The organism is Planktothrix sp. PLAVEN19ND (genome assembly GCF_057220675.1).
In genome coordinates, this window is sequence record NZ_CM170132.1 from 5,400,481 (window position 1) to 5,416,551 (window position 16,071).

Below are 16,071 nucleotides of genomic sequence, written 5' to 3' on the forward strand. Positions count from 1 at the left end.
ATATTTGTGGCAAAGATTCACGGGATTTACGGATAGTAACGATTTAACAATGCTTTGATATTGCTTTGCTACCCTCGCAATGAGATAATTATTAGGTAGTTTTAACCCCGAATAAATACGATAAAAAATATGGCAAATTCAGAACATTTAGCATTATTACAATGGGGATTTCAACGTTGGCAAATTTGGCGTTCAAATAATCCTAATATTCAGCCAGACTTGTGCGAAGCTAACTTAATGGGTGCTGATTTAATCGGAATTAATTTACAAAATACTGATTTAAGTAAAGCCAATTTAATTGCCACGGATTTAAGCTCGGCAAATCTAACAAAAGCGGATTTAAGTTTAGCTCAGTTGCACCGAGCAAACCTCAGCGAAGCGTTATTATTTCAAGCCAATTTAAGTCAAGCCAATCTTAGTACAGCCACATTAAACAGAGCAGAATTGATTGAAACCTATCTTTATCGCACGGAATTTAATAATGCTAAATTGATTAAAGCTCATCTAAATGGAGCCTATTTATATCAAGCTAATTTGAGTGAAGCTGATTTGAGTGAAGCTGATTTGAGATTTACTAATTTAAACAAAGCTAATCTTTATCAAGCGAATTTGACCGGGGCAAATTTAAGAGGGACAACCTTAATTCAAGCTAATCTACAAAATGCCAATTTATCCCACGCTAATTTGAGAGGGACAAACCTAACTAAAGCAGATTTACGAGGAGCAAATCTAACCGGAGTTGACCTAAAATTTGCTAACTTAAACGGAGCTATTCTTTCCTAAATAGATGCAATATTCTCTTATAGGGGTTTGGTTTACAAACCCTCTTTCCTTCTATTCCCTATTCCCTATTCCCTATTCCCTGTTCCCTTTAATAACACTTTAATCGCAAACTCCGGTAACGCCAACATCCGCCGCCAGCGCCAAGGTTCTTGATACAATCGATATAACCATTCTAAATGATATTTACAGAAAAATTCCGGCGCTCGTTGTTTAATTCCTGACCAAATATCAAAACTTCCTCCCACACCTATCCAAATAGAATTCGGACAAAGATGACGATTTTGACTAATCCAAAATTCTTGACGAGGAACACCCAAACCGACTAATATTAATTTGGGTTGTAAGTTTTTTAGGGTAATTTTTAAATCTTCTTCTTCAGAAGCAGAAAGATAACCATGATAACTCGAAATCCCCAGACCTGGAAGTTTTTGTTGAATATTATCAGCCGCCTGTTGAGCAATTCCCGGTTTTCCCCCATAGAAAAAGACTAATTCAGAATTATCTAATTTACAAATATTTTCTATCAAGGTTTCTGCTAATTCAATACCCGGACATCTTTGAATTTTTTTACCCTTATATTGTAAATAAAGCACCACCCCCGCACCATCGGGAATTACTAACTCTGCTGAATGAATAATTTCTGCTAATTTAGGATCTTTTTCTCCTTGAATTGCCATTTCTGCATTCAAAGTAATAACATGAGTTCCTAACCCCTGTTGCCAACGTTGTAATAACCAATTAGTATAATTATTAGTTAAATGCACAGGTAAACCCAACACCGGAAAACCGTTAAGAGCAGAATCAAATGGCAAAATAGTTGGACTCATAAATAAATTTTGACGACCACACACACTATTAAAAGACTAGCGGATTGTGTTACATTTCGCTAGTCTCAAAAACAAGACTATTTAATTCTTAATTATAAATTGTATGACCTAACCTTCGTGTCTTAGTGCCTTTGTGGTGATAAAACCCTACTTCAAAGCATTCAGCGCTTCCAAAGGTCGCACCATCCCCCAACCCCAACGGTTATCGGGACGTTGCTCCTCACCCCCTGGATGATAGGCGGTTTTCTTCAAAACATCAATAATTTTACTCAGAGGCGCCTGGGGATAAGCTGACATCAATAACGCCACAATTCCGGCGATGTGGGGTGTGGCCATAGACGTCCCATCCATGTAGGTATATTGAAAAACGCCGTTATCCATTTTCACCGGAGGAATACAGGAATAGACCTGAACACCGGGGGCGGAAACATCGGGTTTTGTCACCCAGGCGTTAGGAGAGTCCGCAGGGAAGACCAAACTGGCGCCACTGCTAAAAAAAGTAATTCCCAGATTATCCGTCTCAATTTGTTCCACAGCGCCCACAGAGAAGGCATTATAAGCATTACCCGGAGAACTGGTATTCCCGTGATTTTCGTTGCCAATAGCAACAACGGGTAAAATCCCATATTGATTGACTAAAATATCAAATACTTGGGGAAATAGGGGTTCATAGTAACTCAAACCCAAGGACATATTAATAATTTTTGCCCCTTTTTCCACAGCCCAAGATATCCCTTCAATTAAAGTTAATAGAGTCGCTTCTCCTACTAATACCCCTGCGACAATTAAATTTGCTTGCGGGGCGACACCAATAGATAAACCCTCCTCGGTTTTTCCCCCGGCAATTGTCCCACAAACATGAGTTCCATGTTGTCCACTATCAAAGCTAGGAGAGGCGGTAATTCGACGTCCTAACGGGTCAATGACAATAAAATCTTTTACCCGTCCTTGTAATGCGGGATGGTCTCCATAAACACCAGAGTCTAACACCGCAACCGTAACATTTTGTCCTTGGGTTGTTTCCCAAACTTTAGGAATTTCTAAGCGTTTTAATCCCCAAGTTATTTTATCCTGTTCTTCTTGTTTTTGCAAGCCGGAATAATCAATTTCTTTGGGTTCAATTAAATGAATTTTTTGATTAGGAAGAATCGCCACAACATCGGGATGTTCGGCTAAAATTGGTAAACTTTGACGGGTAACTTCCATTTTGGTAACGGGTAACACTCCCTGACCAATGGGTTGTGCATAAAAGGATTGGCGCGTTGTATTTTGATAATCATTAATAATTTTATTGGAAATGGCTTGATTACTTTGTTCTTGTTTTTTTAGCGTATCAAAATAGGCTGCTGTTCCGGCTTGAGGCATTGATTCAGGAGCAACTAAACCTCTATAAATAACGATAGCATCTTTTCTGCTATTCGGTAGACTATGGGCTAAAAAAGGTTCAAAAGCCGGGGAAATTTTGGATTGATTTGTCATGGGGGTTTGACTCCGTTTTAATTGTTATTTTCTTTTGTTGACTAAATTTTTGAGATTCAGGAGAATTTGAACCCTTGGCAGAGATTCAGTATTGTTGTAGGATAAAACAATTCTGACGATCATTGATTATCTTAACTTGAAATTAAGCATTCAGCATGAAAAATAAAGATCAAAAACTGCATCCGGGCTGGTGGATTTCAATTTTATATTTTGCCCAAGGATTTCCCTATACCGTTGTTAATACAATGTCAATCGTTTTTTTTAAAGGGTTAGGGGCAAGTAACGAATTAATTGGATTAACCAGTTTTTTATCCTTGCCTTGGGTAATGAAAGGATTATGGGGGCCGATTGTTGATATTTATTCAACCAAACGGCGATGGATTCTAAGAATGGAAATTTTATGTACAATCCTATTTTTAATTCTAGCATTCGGCGCACTATTTCCGCAAGCAATTTCGATTTCTATTGCAATTTTTGCCCTGATTGCTTTTATTAGTGCCACCCATGATATAGCTATTGATGGCTTTTATTTAACAGTGTTAAATTTAGACCAACAGGCGTTTTATGTCGGGGTTAGAAATACCGCTTATCGGATGGCAGTTTTAGCTGGAGGCGGCGGGTTAGTATTTTTAGCAGGAGATATTGCTGAAAAATATAGTAATGGGAAAAGTCCGACGGGGGAAATTTTATATAACCCAGTTCAGCTTAATTTATTCGGGTCTAATTTTTCCATTCATCCGTTACAATGGGGATGGTCAATTGCTTTTTCTGTCGCTAGTTTAATCTTTTTATTCATCTATGGATTTCAGAAAATATATTTACCCAAGCCTCAAAAAGTAACTTTTTCAGAAACGGAAAATCTCTCAAATTCCGCGAATTTTTTAAACTCATTTAAAACCTATTTTACTCAATATAAAATTGGTTGGACTCTCGCTTTTATCTTATTATTCCGTTTAGGAGATGCTTTAACCTTCAAAATGGCTACTCCGTTTTTAATGGATACGGCTGCAAAAGGCGGGTTAGGAATTACGACGGCGGAAATCGGGATTTTATCGGGGACGGTCGGGGTAATTTTTCTATTATTTGGTGGGTTATTGGGCGGGTTTTTAATCGCCAAACAAGGGTTAAGAACTTGGATATGGCCGATGGCAATTTTACAGAATTTTACTAATCTATTTTATTGGTTATTAGCTAAAACTCAACCAGAAATTATTTGGGCTTATGTGGTTAATTCCCTTGAACAATTTACCTATGGTTTAGGAGTAGCCGCCTATACTGTATTTTTAATGCAAACTGTCCGTCCTGAATATAAAGCCTCCCATTATGCAATTACAACGGCATTTATGGCGGCGGGGGTATTAATTCCTGGGGTATTTAGTGGGTATATTCAAGCGAATGTAGGCTATCAAAACTACTTTTTATTGAGTGCAATGGCGGTAATTCCAGGGTTATTAACTATTTTCTTTATTCCCATTAAAGATCAAAATCATATTACTTATGTTCCCAGACCTGGACTTGATGATGAAGATATCGAATAAAACACCAAATGAAAAACCGTTGTTGGGCTTTATCTCCAAATATTGAGGGCTAAAGCCCAACAACGAAATTGTTTAGAGGACGGCGATACACTCAATTTCTACTAATACATCCTTGGGAAGACGGGACACTTCAACCGTCGCCCTAGCGGGTGCGGTTTCAGGTTTAAAATATTTGGCATAGACTTCATTAACTTGGGTAAAATCGTTCATATCTTTTAAGAATATTGTGGTTTTAACTACGTTTTCCCAGGTGGCGCCCGCTTCGGTTAATACTGCTTCTAAATTTGACATGACTCTTTCAGTTTGTTTGGCGACGTTATCGGGATAAAGAATATCGTTAAGGCGGGGGTCAATGGCAATTTGTCCCGATAAAAAGATCATATTATTGACCATTACCGCTTGATTATAAGGGCCAACGGGTTTGGGAGCATTTTCGGTTTTAATGATTTTGCGAGTCATAACAGTTTGTTTTTCTTCTCCGATAATAATTTGATAATTGTCTGGGTCATTAATACAAGAATCAGGCATTACAGTAGCTAAGGTTTCAGCATCTTCAAAGTTAGCCAAATAGATATTAGCTAAATTTAGTCTAGCACCAATGAAGCTGGCTTTTTCGACATTAGCTCTAATCAAATTAGCCTTTTTAAGATTTGCCAACTTCAAGTTAGCATTTTTCAAACAAGCATAACTTAGATTTGCAGATTCAAGATTGGCAAATGTAAAATCTGCACCTGTTAAATCTAAATGCGATAAGTCAGCTTCTTGAAGATTAGTATTAACAAAATTTGCCCTCTGAAAATTTACCTCTACAAATTTTTGACCTCCCAGATTTAAAGCACTGAGATCAGCTTCTGCAAAATTAGCTCCAGTTAACTTGAAATTACTAGATAAAGAAATATTTCTTAAATCTGCACCTTGTAAATCCGCATATTCAAAATTAGTATAAGCTATAATTGATTTTTGCAAATCAGCTTCCGTCAGTATTGCTTGACTAAAATTCGTTTCTCTTAAGTTAGCTGAATCCAAACAAGCGTTACTCAAATTTGCTGAAATTAGTATTGTTTTGGTCAAGTTTGCTTTTGTCAAATCTGCTTCTTTAAGGTTAATTCCTGTTAAATCAGCATTTTGTAAGTCTACTCCACAAAGTTCTACGCCCTCAAAATCTCGTTCACCTTGTGCATATTTCTCTAACAATTCTTTAGCGTCCATAATTCACCTCTTAATTATCCTTGTATTAGTTTATCATTAATATCAACTCCTAAATATCCTCGTTCCAAGGCTCTGCCTTGGAATGCTAAATAGAGGCTCTGCCTCTATTATAATATTATGATAGTATTCTGGTGGCAGAGCCACCTTAATTGCATTTATAGGTAGAACCTAGAAACGAGTTCTTTGTAGGGGCGAGGCGCGCCTCGCCCCTACGATGAAATCAATTTCAAGTGGGATATAAATAATAATCTATTTTATGATAGTATCTGGTGACAGAGCCACCTTAATTGCATTTCTAGGTAGAACCTAGAAACGAGAGTTAGGAAGAATTATAAATAATAGCAAATCACTGTTATTATAAAAGATTGAGCATAAATTGATATAGGAAATCATCAACATGGCTACAAATGAAACCCGCAATGAAGTAGAAGTTCGTTCTCAAAAAGTCGATGAGTTGAGAGCATTGGGAATAGAAACCCTATCCCAGTCATTCGGTTCAAAGGTCACATACAACCCAGGAGATTAAAGATTTATTCGCCCAACCAGGAAAAGAATTAAATGATGGAGAAAGCGACGCCGATGCTATTCCTTTAAAGGTTTGTGGACGGATTACCTTTAAACGCGATAGTGGAAGTATTGGGTTTATTGGGTTAACCGATATTGCGGGAACAATTCAACTCAAATTAGAGAAAAAATTAGTCACGGGTGAAACGGGATTATCCTTTAATCAGGTTAAAAAATATCTTGATTTGGGAGATTTTATTGCCGCCGAAGGGATTGGTTGTCGCACTAACCGAGGGGAATTATCCGTACAGGTGGAACGGATTTTTATTGTTTCTAAAGCAACGATGCCTTTTCCTGATTCTTATTATGGAGTTAATGACCCGGAACTGTGTCGCCGCCATCGAGAAATTGATTTAGTTAGTAACTCTAAATCCTTAGAAACTTTTAAAGCTAGAAATCGAATTCTGAAAAGGATGCGGACTTATTTATGGGATAATTGTTTTGAGGAATTAGAAACTCCTGTATTACAAGCAATTTATGGCGGGGCAGCGGCTCGTCCTTTTGTTACCCATCATAACAGTTTGGATATTAATTTGTATCTGCGAATTGCTACGGAATTGCATTTGAAACGGGCAATTTGTGGCGGTTTTGAACGGGTATTTGAAATTGGGCGGGTGTTTAGAAATGAAGGTATTGATAGTACCCATAACCCAGAATTTACCTCGATTGAATTGTATCAAGCCTACGCTGATTATTTTGATCTTATTACTTTAGTTGAAGATCTAATTTGTGCGATCGCTACGGATATTTTAGGAGAACAAACCGCACTAGAATATCAGGGAGATACGATTAGTTTAGAACGGAAATATGACTATTCTGAACAATATCCGACTTTTACCGGAAGCCATTGGAAAGTACAAACAATGGTGGAAGCGGTGCGAGAAACAACGGGGTTAGATTTTGATACTTTAGAGTTAGATGAAGCCTTGAAAGCCGTAGAAAATTTAGGGTTTAATTTATCAAAATTAGAAACCCAAAGTTTAGGATATGTCCTTTATACGGTGTTTGATAAGTTAGTTTCGCATCAATTAATGCAACCCACTTTTATTACGGAATTTCCGGTGGAAGTCAGTCCATTAGCTAAACGTCATCGTTCTAAATCGGGATTTGTAGAACGTTTTGAGTTATTTATTCACGGGACAGAATATTCTAATGGCTTTTCTGAATTGAATGATCCCGAAGACCAACGCCAACGATTTGAAGCACAATTAACCCAGAAAAATGCCGGGGATGAAGAAGCGCATCCGATGGATGAAGACTTCATTCAAGCGCTATCTTTAGGGATGCCAAATTGTGGCGGAATGGGGATTGGAATTGATCGGTTAGTAATGTTATTTACGGATACCGCCAGTATTCGAGATGTGATTATGTTCCCGACCATGCGAACTTTATAAACCCTAACCCCCCCCAACCCCCCCTTGCTAATGGGGGGCTTTTGGAGGATAATTAATATTAATATTAATAGAAAAAAATCTTCCGAATTTCCCTCCCATTACCAAGGGGAGGGCTAGGGTGGGGTGCTTTATTTATGTTAAAATTAATATAAAATTATATTTTGATTAGGGAGAATCGGATTTATGGAACGTTCAAAAATTATTGCGTATATTACGGGTGGGATTTCAATTATTTTGGCGTTGGCTTATTTATTAATGGTTTCTATCTTAGATTTCCGAGGTGAAATGTTACCCGCACCCGTAAGTCAAATTCCATCGACTGTATTAGTTAAAAATATAGTAGAAAATCTGAGCGTCAACTTCCAAGCTGTTAACGCCAATTTAAAATCAGACGGGATGTAGAATTTTTATTTTCTAATCCTTAGAATTTCTTGGGATAAGTTTATTTTTCAATTGTAGAAATTTCGTCTACAATTTCGATCTGTTTACGAGCAATAGCCCGATAAATTCGAGATAGCGATCGCAATTCTTCTTCAGTTAAATTATCATCAAAAACTGCGGCTAACAATCCATAACGGTCGGCTAGGGTAACGCGACCTGTTTCGTGAATTTTGGCAAATAATTCACCAAGTGCGGACTCAATTAAACAAATGGGTGCTTCCATGATCTGGTGAGTTGGGGTAGCGGAATTGATGTGATGATGGAGAATCGAGCATCTTTCAAAGTCCACAGTTTCAGCACAAATTCAGTAGAATTTTAGCTGCAAGTCCCAGGAAAACTGTTGAATTAGGAGGCTGGTGGCGTTGAACTTTATTCTGATTATTTCAGAGTTTTGGATGTATGGGCGTGATTAAACTTTAGGAGGAGTGGTGATTCTTTGGAGATAACTCTGTGATCTAAATCACGCTCGGTGATTTGTCTTACTTAAACTTAGTTTAATTTTAAAGCACTTACGGGAACATCATCCCAGGATTCAACGCTTCTTAGCACAGCAACCCAACCTTCTTGTTTTTGGGTTTCGGTTAAGTTCTTTTGGAAGGATTCATGACAGTCTTGAGCTTGCTTTTCATCTGAACAAGCAATACAAGAGTAGACAATTCCCATCGGGTCAAGTTGTTCATTTACCCAAATTATCATTGTAAATCTTCTCCTCACCTAATATCAGTAAATTGCTTTCATTTTATATTAAATTGGGAAGAATTTGCCTATTTATTTTTTCCATATTGTGTTAGGGATTCTCCCGTTAGACGACAAATTCGCCAGTCGGGTAAAATTTTAGCTCCGATTTTTTGATAAAAATTAATAGCGGGTTGATTCCAGTCTAAAACCGACCATTCTAAACGTCCACATCCTCTGGATACCGCTAATTCTGCTAGATAAGTAATTAACGCTCTCCCAATACCTTGACGACGATATTTAGGGAGTACGAATAAATCTTCTAAATAAATTCCTGGTTGGGTTAAAAAGGTAGAATAGTTATGAAAAAATAGTGCAAAACCCACGACTTTTCCTTCAATTTCTGCTAAAATGGCTTCCGCATAACCAGGAGAACCAAATAAATGTTGTTTTAAGGTTTCGGCATCTCCTGTTACTTCATGGGATAACTTTTCATATTCGGCTAAGGCTTGAATTAACTGAAATAAAACAGAAACATCCTCAATGGTTGCGGGTCTTAAAATTGCCGATTTAGACATATAAATATTGAAGGTTTGACAATGACAAGAGAAAGATTCTCTTGCTCATTATTATACAACAACTTTAATCAATGATTAATTGATTATCTGATCCAACCTTTTAAGCGTTCAGCCACATTAGGACGGCGTAATTTTCGCATAGCTCTGGCTTGAATTTGTCGAACTCGTTCCCGTGATAAATTATAGACTCCACTGACTTCTTCTAAGGTGTAGGGAACGCCTGTAACTAGTCCAAACCGCAGGGCTAAAACGTCTTTTTCTCGTTCAGTTAAAACCGTTCCTAAAACCTCCAATAAATCCTGGCGCATCATCATTTCATTCATTTGAGCTTCAGGGGTTTGGGTTTCCTGATCTTCTAAAATATCCATTAATTCCGAGGTTTCTTCAGAACCAATTCGATGATTTAAAGATAGGGATTTGCGATGAACTTGTTCGAGTAAAATCACTTGACCTGGGGTAATTCCCATCGCCTCTGCGAGTTCTTCTTGGGTGGGTTTTCGACGGAGCGATTGCTTTAAATCTCGATAGGTTAACTTCATCTTATTCAACTGTTCAACAATATGAACAGGTAGGCGAATTGTCCTCCCTTGATTTGCAATTGTGCGGGTAATTCCTTGACGAATCCACCAATAGGCGTAGGTCGAGAATTTATAACCTTTATCGGGATCAAATTTTTCGGTGGCGCGGTTGAGTCCCAGGGCTCCTTCTTGAATTAAATCTAATAATGGAACTCCTCGATTAATATAACGTTTAGCAATGGATACCACCAATCGTAAATTAGAACTAATCATCCGGTTTTTTGCAGCATTTCCCGATTGTAAACGATGTTTTAGTTCTGTCTCGGTTACTCCCACTAAAGTTGCGAGTTCTGCGGGGGTGGGTAAACGTCCTAACTCCAGGGTAAGTTGAGTTTGTTGGGCTTCGATTTTAACTAAACTTTGAATATGACGAGCGAGTTCGATTTCTTCATTCGGTTTGAGTAAAGGATAACGCGCCATCCGTTTAAACAGTGCGGCGATTGCGTCATCTCCAGATGCAGTCGCTTCTATAATCGGGAAAAATGTGGCATTCTGTGGATTCATTGTATCCTCCATCCAGGTTAAGATTCGCCATGACAGAATGGTTTTGACGATCTAGAATTTGAGCAGTTCGCTTTTAGTTTTCTCCCTCTTTTAAATCTTGAGTTCGATTAAAAGATCAAGAAATACTATCCATCACGACTTGATGCTGATCCCATTATAGGAGAGTTGCTCAAAAGACAGGGAAATCCTTGGTATGAATTTAATTAACAATCAACTCCCTAATTTACTCATTCATATTTCTTAATGTTGCCACCGCAGAAGGGGAAATACGACTGAGGTAACGGAAAATCCAATATTTCATAATTGTATCCAAAATCACAGGAAAAGTGGCGATAAACAAAAAGATAAAGCTACGATTAGGTGCAATCCCTAAGTGACTGGAAAATCCTTCTAATAGAACTTCCCAACCATGGGGAGAGTGAAAACCGACAAAGATATCCGTGAGTAAAATAATAATAAATGCCTTAGCACTATCGCTCAAATCGTACATGACCGTATCGAGCAAGGATTTTAAGGCTGCTAACCCTTGGCGATTGAAAATAATCACTAAAGCAAAGCCAATTAATCCGACAAAATCCGCAAAAATATTACTAATCGCTTCACTGCTTCTGTGATTAAATTCTCTAGCAATTTCTTCGGCTTTTTCCGCCATTTTCTTTTCAACTTCTTCGGCTTCAATAGCGGGAGTTTTGTAGAGTAAGCTACTCATTTGTAGTTCTTCTTCGTAGGATTTTAACTCATGAAGGGCTTCTTCTTTCATTTCTGAGTTAAGAAATAAAGTAACTTCATGGGTTTGTCGATAATGTTCTACTAGGGGAATAAAGACAAAATTTTTAGAGAGTTGTTGTGATAAAAGGGGAATTAAAATAAGTAGCAGGAGGAAATTAATCGCTGATCTTGTTTTTTTCCGCGATGCTCGATAGCTATTCATTAACCGTTCTTCAGAGCTATCATCTAATTCCGTTTGGATCTTTTGAAACGTGCGTCCAATCGAACGGGGTAAAGCCCCAGTTTTTTTTCCTTTAAACATTTCTCCAGAAGCTTCAACTTCTACAAAATCAAGGGGGGATAAATCCGATTTGTCACCAGATTTTCCGTTGTTCATTCTGTTGACAGATGTAAACCGAGATGAATCAGAAGACAAAGGGGAAGCGGAAGAATCATATTGATATTTATCAACAACTTCATCAATGAATTTTAATTTTTCAATAAATTCTATGTTTCCCGAGTTGTCTAAACTCCGGGTCAGTTTAAATTCACTCAGTTTAAATTTAATTGTGTTTAAATGCTGATTAACGTCCTTAATAAAGCACTCTAAAACACTGGGACTATATTGGGGTGCATCTTCAGAAACTTTTTGTCCCCCAAAATGCTTATCTTCTATGGTTTTTATTGCTAAAGCAGCTTGATAGGCTTGTTCTAATGCTCGTTCCGGGGTTTTATGAAACCATTGATTACTGGATTTGAACACATTCAAAAATCTAACCCCTAAACTACCTTTTTGAACTTTGACAATAGAATTACTCATCTGGATGTGTTGGCTAGAACAGAATAATAATAGGACTTTAACTCGGGTTTATTATTGCCAAGAGATCTGGAACGGGAAAGGGTTCTTGTTCAAGAGGAACAAACTGATTTTGGTTAACATCATACGCTAAAATTCGTCCCGTTTCAATTTCATAAACCCAGGCGTGAAGGTGGAGTTTTCCAGCGTGTAACCGCGACCGAACAACTGGATAGGTTTCTAGGTTAGCAATCTGATTTAAAACATTAGTTTGGGTGGCAATACTTAACAATTCTTCTCCCGAATATTCTGAATAATTCTCTTGAATGATCCGGCGAATCGATTCTCCATAAACTTTTAACCAATCATATACTAATGGCATTTCATCAGATAAACTTTGGAGTTTAAGCAATCCTTTGATACTACCACAAAGGGAATGTCCACAGATGATAATTTCTTTAATATTCAAGGCTTGAACTGCATATTCAATTCCGGCTCCTTCACTACTATTTAGAGTTCCATAAGGAGGAATAATATTACCTAAGTTGCGAATAATAAAGATTTCTCCAGGTTCAGTCTGAGTTAGCAAGTTGGGAGCAATCCTAGAGTCACAACAGGTGATAAATAAAATCTCCGGGGTTTGACCGTGAGAGAGGCGTTCAAATAGGTCTTGGTTGGCTTTGAAATAATTCTGTTGAAAATCATTCAAACCACTAATAATGCGTTTAATGGGCATAAATATCTCCCCAATCACTAACTGATCAAGATCCGGTAGACTGCTAAATGATAACTGATCTGAATGTGTCCTGTTTCAAAATTCCTTTAGTGTATCACCCATTTCGCATCACTGAACAAACAAACACCCCCTACTTTTTTGAGTAAAGGTTTAATCAACTCAATCAGGGTATTGAGTTGTTGTTCACTGGTGCAAATGGTCATGATATAGCTGCTAGAGAAATCGCACTCTAAATCGGAACAGGAAACGCCTCTATCCCCTTTTCCCGAAGTATCTTTAATTAAGGTATAGCCAGATACTTTAATCCGATCCAAAATATCCAGTGCATCCTGAATGTGAAACGTATCAATGATGATTTCTACTTTTTTGATATCCTGCATAGTACATTCAAAATTTTAGTGATGAATCCAAGTGGCATCGTTAACTAAACACACCCCTCCCACTCGCTTCAGCAGAGGAGTGACGCTGGAAATAATTTGCTCAAGTTGTTTTTCGTTGGTGCAAACCGTCATAATATAAGTGTTGCTAAATACTTCTCCCAAATCATCATTGGAAAAACCGCGATCGCCTTTTCCAGATGTATTTTTGATCACGGTGTACCCGGTAACTTTGGCTTGGTCTAAGAGTTCCAAAACTTCATTAATTTCCAAACTACTAATGATAATTTCGACATAAAAAAGCTATAGGCAGGAACCACAAGGGCCATAAGAATTGAGGCAATCAGAGTTAAGGCAATTTGGGTATTAATTCCACTTTCTGATAACTCGTAACCGCCTTTAAATCCAATTGCCAATAACAAATACAACGAAAACAGTTTGGGTAGGGGTTGAGGAATTTCTAAATCCGATTTACAAAAAACGGCTAACATCCCCAGAAAGAAAAATAGTACCGGAGGATTGAGGATATTAAATAAAATCAGACTTCCATCCATAGGTTAGAGTTTGGGTATAGGTGATGCAAAAAATCTTAATTAAGATTAAAGAAAATATACTAAGAGAAGGGTAATAAAATTCTAAGAATCTTCTTAATTAAAGTCTTGGCACTAAAATTTAGTTTAAAAATAATCTGGGCAATATTTTATGTTCAAAATATCGGGATATTCACCGCGGGTTTTCCCATCTGTTGCGGTGTTCCCTGTTCTAAGGGCGCGGTAAAAATAAGCTAAATGTGGTTCCTTGATTGATTTGACTATTAACGGTTAATTTCCCCCCGTGTAAGCGACAGATTTCTTGAGCAATGGCTAACCCTAAACCTGCACCTCCAGTTTGATGGGATCTGGCTTCTTCAACCCGATAAAACCGATCAAATAAATAGGGTAAATGTTTAGCTTCAATTCCTAAACCCGTATCTTTGATTATCACTTTTATCTGTTGCTCATCCCGTTGCGCTTCTAAGAACACTTTTCCGTCTTTTTGGGTATATTTAAGCGCATTATCTAATAAATTTAAAAACAAACTGGTTAAATAATCAGGATTACCGAAAACCCATAAATCCGTGGCAATTTTATCTTTTAAATCAATAGTTTTAGAGGCAGCTAAGGGTTGCATTTGTTCGACTAAAGCTCCCAACAAATTGCTTAAATCAACGGGTTGTAAAAAGGAAGCATGAATTTGTCTTAATTCTAACCGAGCTAAAAATAATAAACCATTAGTGAGTCGAATTAATCGATCAGCTTCTTTTTCTAAATCTTGTAAGGTATTTTCATATTCTTCTGGGGTACGAATGCGGCTTAAAGTTACACCAATTCTACCTTTAATCACCGTTAAGGGAGTGCGTAATTCATGGGCGGCATCGGCGGTAAATCGTCGTTGATATTCAAAGGCAAATTCTAAACGATCTAACATTTTATCAATGGTTTTGGCTAACCGACCTACTTCATCGGGCGGGCCTTGATAATCAATTCGTTGAGTGAAATTATTGGCACTAATTCCATGGGTTTTACTAATAATTTCATTAATAGGATTTAAAGCGTGATTTGCTAAAAACCAACCGCCTAATCCGGCAATTAATAAAATCAATGGAAATCCTAATACCATCAAACTAAATAGATGTTTAGAAGATTGATAAACTGGCGCTAAGGATTCTGCGACTTGTAGCCATCCCTTATACCCTTCCGAGGTGGGAATGGGCTGACTATAAACCCGCCAGTTCCTGTGATTAACCCTTAAATCTAAATATCCAATTTTACTAGGAATAAATACAGGAATTGCAGAATAGCTGCCAAAACCATCCCAAATATGACCCTGTTGATCGATTAATCTCACCGCAATTCCTGCTTGGATAAATTGTTCTGTCATCTCTTGAGATTCTGGAGTAGTTCTAAAAGCAGGATGACCATTTTTATCAACTAAATTCGTTAAAGTTTGTGTAGCAGTTACTTGTAAACTTGTATCGATTTGCCTTAATAAACTATGTTTTAATACCACATACAAATAACTACTAAACAGAATTAAAGTAAAAGCCAAAAGCAAGATATACCAAGCAGTAAGTTGCACCCGAATTGTGCGTTTTCCCCAATGCCATCGTTTAATCATTTATCTCATCAATGCCTAAACAATACCCAACACCACGAACTGTTTGTAAAATTTGTTGTTCAAATCCCCGATCAATTTTTCGTCGTAAATAACCGACATAAACATCCACAATATTAGAGTCGCTATAAAAATCTAAATCCCAAACGTGCTGTAAAATTTGAGTCCGACTTAATACCCGTTCTTGATGACGCATTAAATATTCTAAAAGTTTAAATTCTAAAGGACTTAATTCTATTAATCGTATACCCCGTCGCACTTCTCGTTTAACCGTATCCATCGTTAAATCAGCAACTTGTAATACCGTATTTAATTGTAAGGGAGGACGGCGTTGTAATGCTCTTAAACGGGCTAAAAGTTCAGAAAAAGCAAAGGGTTTTACTAAATAATCATCCGCACCTCGATCTAAACCTTGAACACGATCTTCTACATTATCTCTGGCGGTTAAAAGTAATACGGGAGTGATAATTTTATGATTACGAATTTTTCCCAAAAGTTGAAATCCATCCATTCCTGGAAGTAATAGATCTAAAATCATTAAATCATACTCAATTGTTGAGGCGTAGTCCCAGCCTTTTTTGCCATCGGAAGCCACATTGACCACATATCCAGCCTCGCGTAACCCTTGACTGATAAACTGTGCAATTCCCGGTTCATCTTCTACGAGTAAAACGTGCATTGGTTCTGGTTCCTATTTCACACTAGTCAACTTAACTTAATTCTTCCATAA

The 16,071-nt window shown here is 37.5% G+C and carries 17 protein-coding genes and 1 pseudogene; 4 read left to right on the plus strand and 14 right to left on the minus strand.

What is annotated here, in order from left to right; translation table 11 throughout:
• Window positions 1–129: 129 nt before the first annotated feature.
• Window positions 130–783, plus strand: a complete 654-nt coding sequence (locus AC2D3N_RS23260; protein ID WP_484692302.1) for a pentapeptide repeat-containing protein — start codon at window positions 130–132, stop codon at window positions 781–783.
• Window positions 784–848: 65 nt separating this feature from the next.
• Here the strand turns inward: AC2D3N_RS23260 and AC2D3N_RS23265 are convergent, their stop codons facing one another.
• Window positions 849–1,610, minus strand: a complete 762-nt coding sequence (locus AC2D3N_RS23265) for a WecB/TagA/CpsF family glycosyltransferase (protein ID WP_484692303.1) — start codon at window positions 1,608–1,610, stop codon at window positions 849–851.
• Window positions 1,611–1,757: 147 nt separating this feature from the next.
• Entirely contained in the window at window positions 1,758–3,089 is a 1,332-nt protein-coding gene (locus AC2D3N_RS23270) for a S8 family serine peptidase (protein WP_484692304.1), read from the minus strand.
• Between the two features lie 155 nt (window positions 3,090–3,244).
• On the opposite strand from AC2D3N_RS23270, the gene AC2D3N_RS23275 reads away from it, so the two are divergent.
• Complete coding sequence (locus tag AC2D3N_RS23275; RefSeq protein WP_484692305.1) at window positions 3,245–4,627, plus strand: MFS transporter; 1,383 nt, start codon at window positions 3,245–3,247, stop codon at window positions 4,625–4,627.
• Window positions 4,628–4,699: 72 nt separating this feature from the next.
• On the opposite strand, the gene AC2D3N_RS23280 is transcribed toward AC2D3N_RS23275, so the two are convergent.
• Entirely contained in the window at window positions 4,700–5,836 is a 1,137-nt protein-coding gene (locus tag AC2D3N_RS23280; protein ID WP_484692306.1) for a Rid family detoxifying hydrolase, read from the minus strand.
• A 397-nt stretch (window positions 5,837–6,233) separates the two neighbouring features.
• Here AC2D3N_RS23280 and lysS point away from each other — a divergent pair.
• Both lysS and AC2D3N_RS23290 read left to right on the plus strand, forming a co-directional pair.
• Window positions 6,234–7,794, plus strand: a pseudogene (lysS, locus tag AC2D3N_RS23285) (lysine--tRNA ligase).
• A 183-nt stretch (window positions 7,795–7,977) separates the two neighbouring features.
• Window positions 7,978–8,196, plus strand: coding sequence for a hypothetical protein (locus AC2D3N_RS23290; protein WP_079680247.1), 219 nt, complete (start codon window positions 7,978–7,980; stop codon window positions 8,194–8,196).
• A 40-nt stretch (window positions 8,197–8,236) separates the two neighbouring features.
• Here the strand turns inward: AC2D3N_RS23290 and AC2D3N_RS23295 are convergent, their stop codons facing one another.
• The 11 genes from AC2D3N_RS23295 to AC2D3N_RS23345 all read right to left on the minus strand — a co-directional run bounded on the left by AC2D3N_RS23295 (window position 8,237) and on the right by AC2D3N_RS23345 (window position 16,020).
• Window positions 8,237–8,458 carry a hypothetical protein gene (locus AC2D3N_RS23295; RefSeq protein ID WP_079680246.1) on the minus strand — a complete coding sequence of 74 codons (222 nt, stop codon included), beginning with the start codon at window positions 8,456–8,458 and terminating at the stop codon, window positions 8,237–8,239.
• Between the two features lie 266 nt (window positions 8,459–8,724).
• On the minus strand, window positions 8,725–8,931 hold the full coding sequence (locus AC2D3N_RS23300) for a glycogen debranching protein (protein WP_079680245.1): 207 nt from the start codon (window positions 8,929–8,931) through the stop codon (window positions 8,725–8,727).
• A gap of 68 nt (window positions 8,932–8,999) precedes the next feature.
• Window positions 9,000–9,488, minus strand: coding sequence for a GNAT family N-acetyltransferase (locus tag AC2D3N_RS23305; RefSeq protein WP_079680244.1), 489 nt, complete (start codon window positions 9,486–9,488; stop codon window positions 9,000–9,002).
• Between the two features lie 83 nt (window positions 9,489–9,571).
• Window positions 9,572–10,570: an RNA polymerase sigma factor, RpoD/SigA family gene (locus AC2D3N_RS23310; protein WP_079680243.1), complete on the minus strand. Its 999-nt coding sequence runs from the start codon at window positions 10,568–10,570 to the stop codon at window positions 9,572–9,574.
• Between the two features lie 223 nt (window positions 10,571–10,793).
• Window positions 10,794–12,098, minus strand: coding sequence for a proton extrusion protein PcxA (locus AC2D3N_RS23315; RefSeq protein ID WP_484692307.1), 1,305 nt, complete (start codon window positions 12,096–12,098; stop codon window positions 10,794–10,796).
• A 37-nt stretch (window positions 12,099–12,135) separates the two neighbouring features.
• The gene (locus AC2D3N_RS23320) at window positions 12,136–12,810 is read right to left on the minus strand and encodes a carbonic anhydrase (protein ID WP_079680241.1); all 675 of its coding nucleotides are present in this window, start codon (window positions 12,808–12,810) and stop codon (window positions 12,136–12,138) included.
• An 86-nt stretch (window positions 12,811–12,896) separates the two neighbouring features.
• The gene (locus AC2D3N_RS23325) at window positions 12,897–13,190 is read right to left on the minus strand and encodes a P-II family nitrogen regulator (protein WP_079680240.1); all 294 of its coding nucleotides are present in this window, start codon (window positions 13,188–13,190) and stop codon (window positions 12,897–12,899) included.
• A 15-nt stretch (window positions 13,191–13,205) separates the two neighbouring features.
• Window positions 13,206–13,442: a P-II family nitrogen regulator gene (locus AC2D3N_RS23330; RefSeq protein ID WP_484692308.1), complete on the minus strand. Its 237-nt coding sequence runs from the start codon at window positions 13,440–13,442 to the stop codon at window positions 13,206–13,208.
• Entirely contained in the window at window positions 13,430–13,741 is a 312-nt protein-coding gene (locus tag AC2D3N_RS23335; RefSeq protein ID WP_484692309.1) for a sodium-dependent bicarbonate transport family permease, read from the minus strand. Before AC2D3N_RS23335 ends, AC2D3N_RS23330 begins: the two co-directional genes overlap by 13 nt.
• A 208-nt stretch (window positions 13,742–13,949) precedes the next feature.
• Window positions 13,950–15,344, minus strand: a complete 1,395-nt coding sequence (locus tag AC2D3N_RS23340) for a sensor histidine kinase (RefSeq protein WP_079680237.1) — start codon at window positions 15,342–15,344, stop codon at window positions 13,950–13,952.
• Window positions 15,337–16,020: a response regulator gene (locus AC2D3N_RS23345; RefSeq protein WP_079680236.1), complete on the minus strand. Its 684-nt coding sequence runs from the start codon at window positions 16,018–16,020 to the stop codon at window positions 15,337–15,339. The genes AC2D3N_RS23340 and AC2D3N_RS23345 overlap by 8 nt, the downstream gene beginning before the upstream one ends.
• Window positions 16,021–16,071 lie beyond the last annotated feature (51 nt).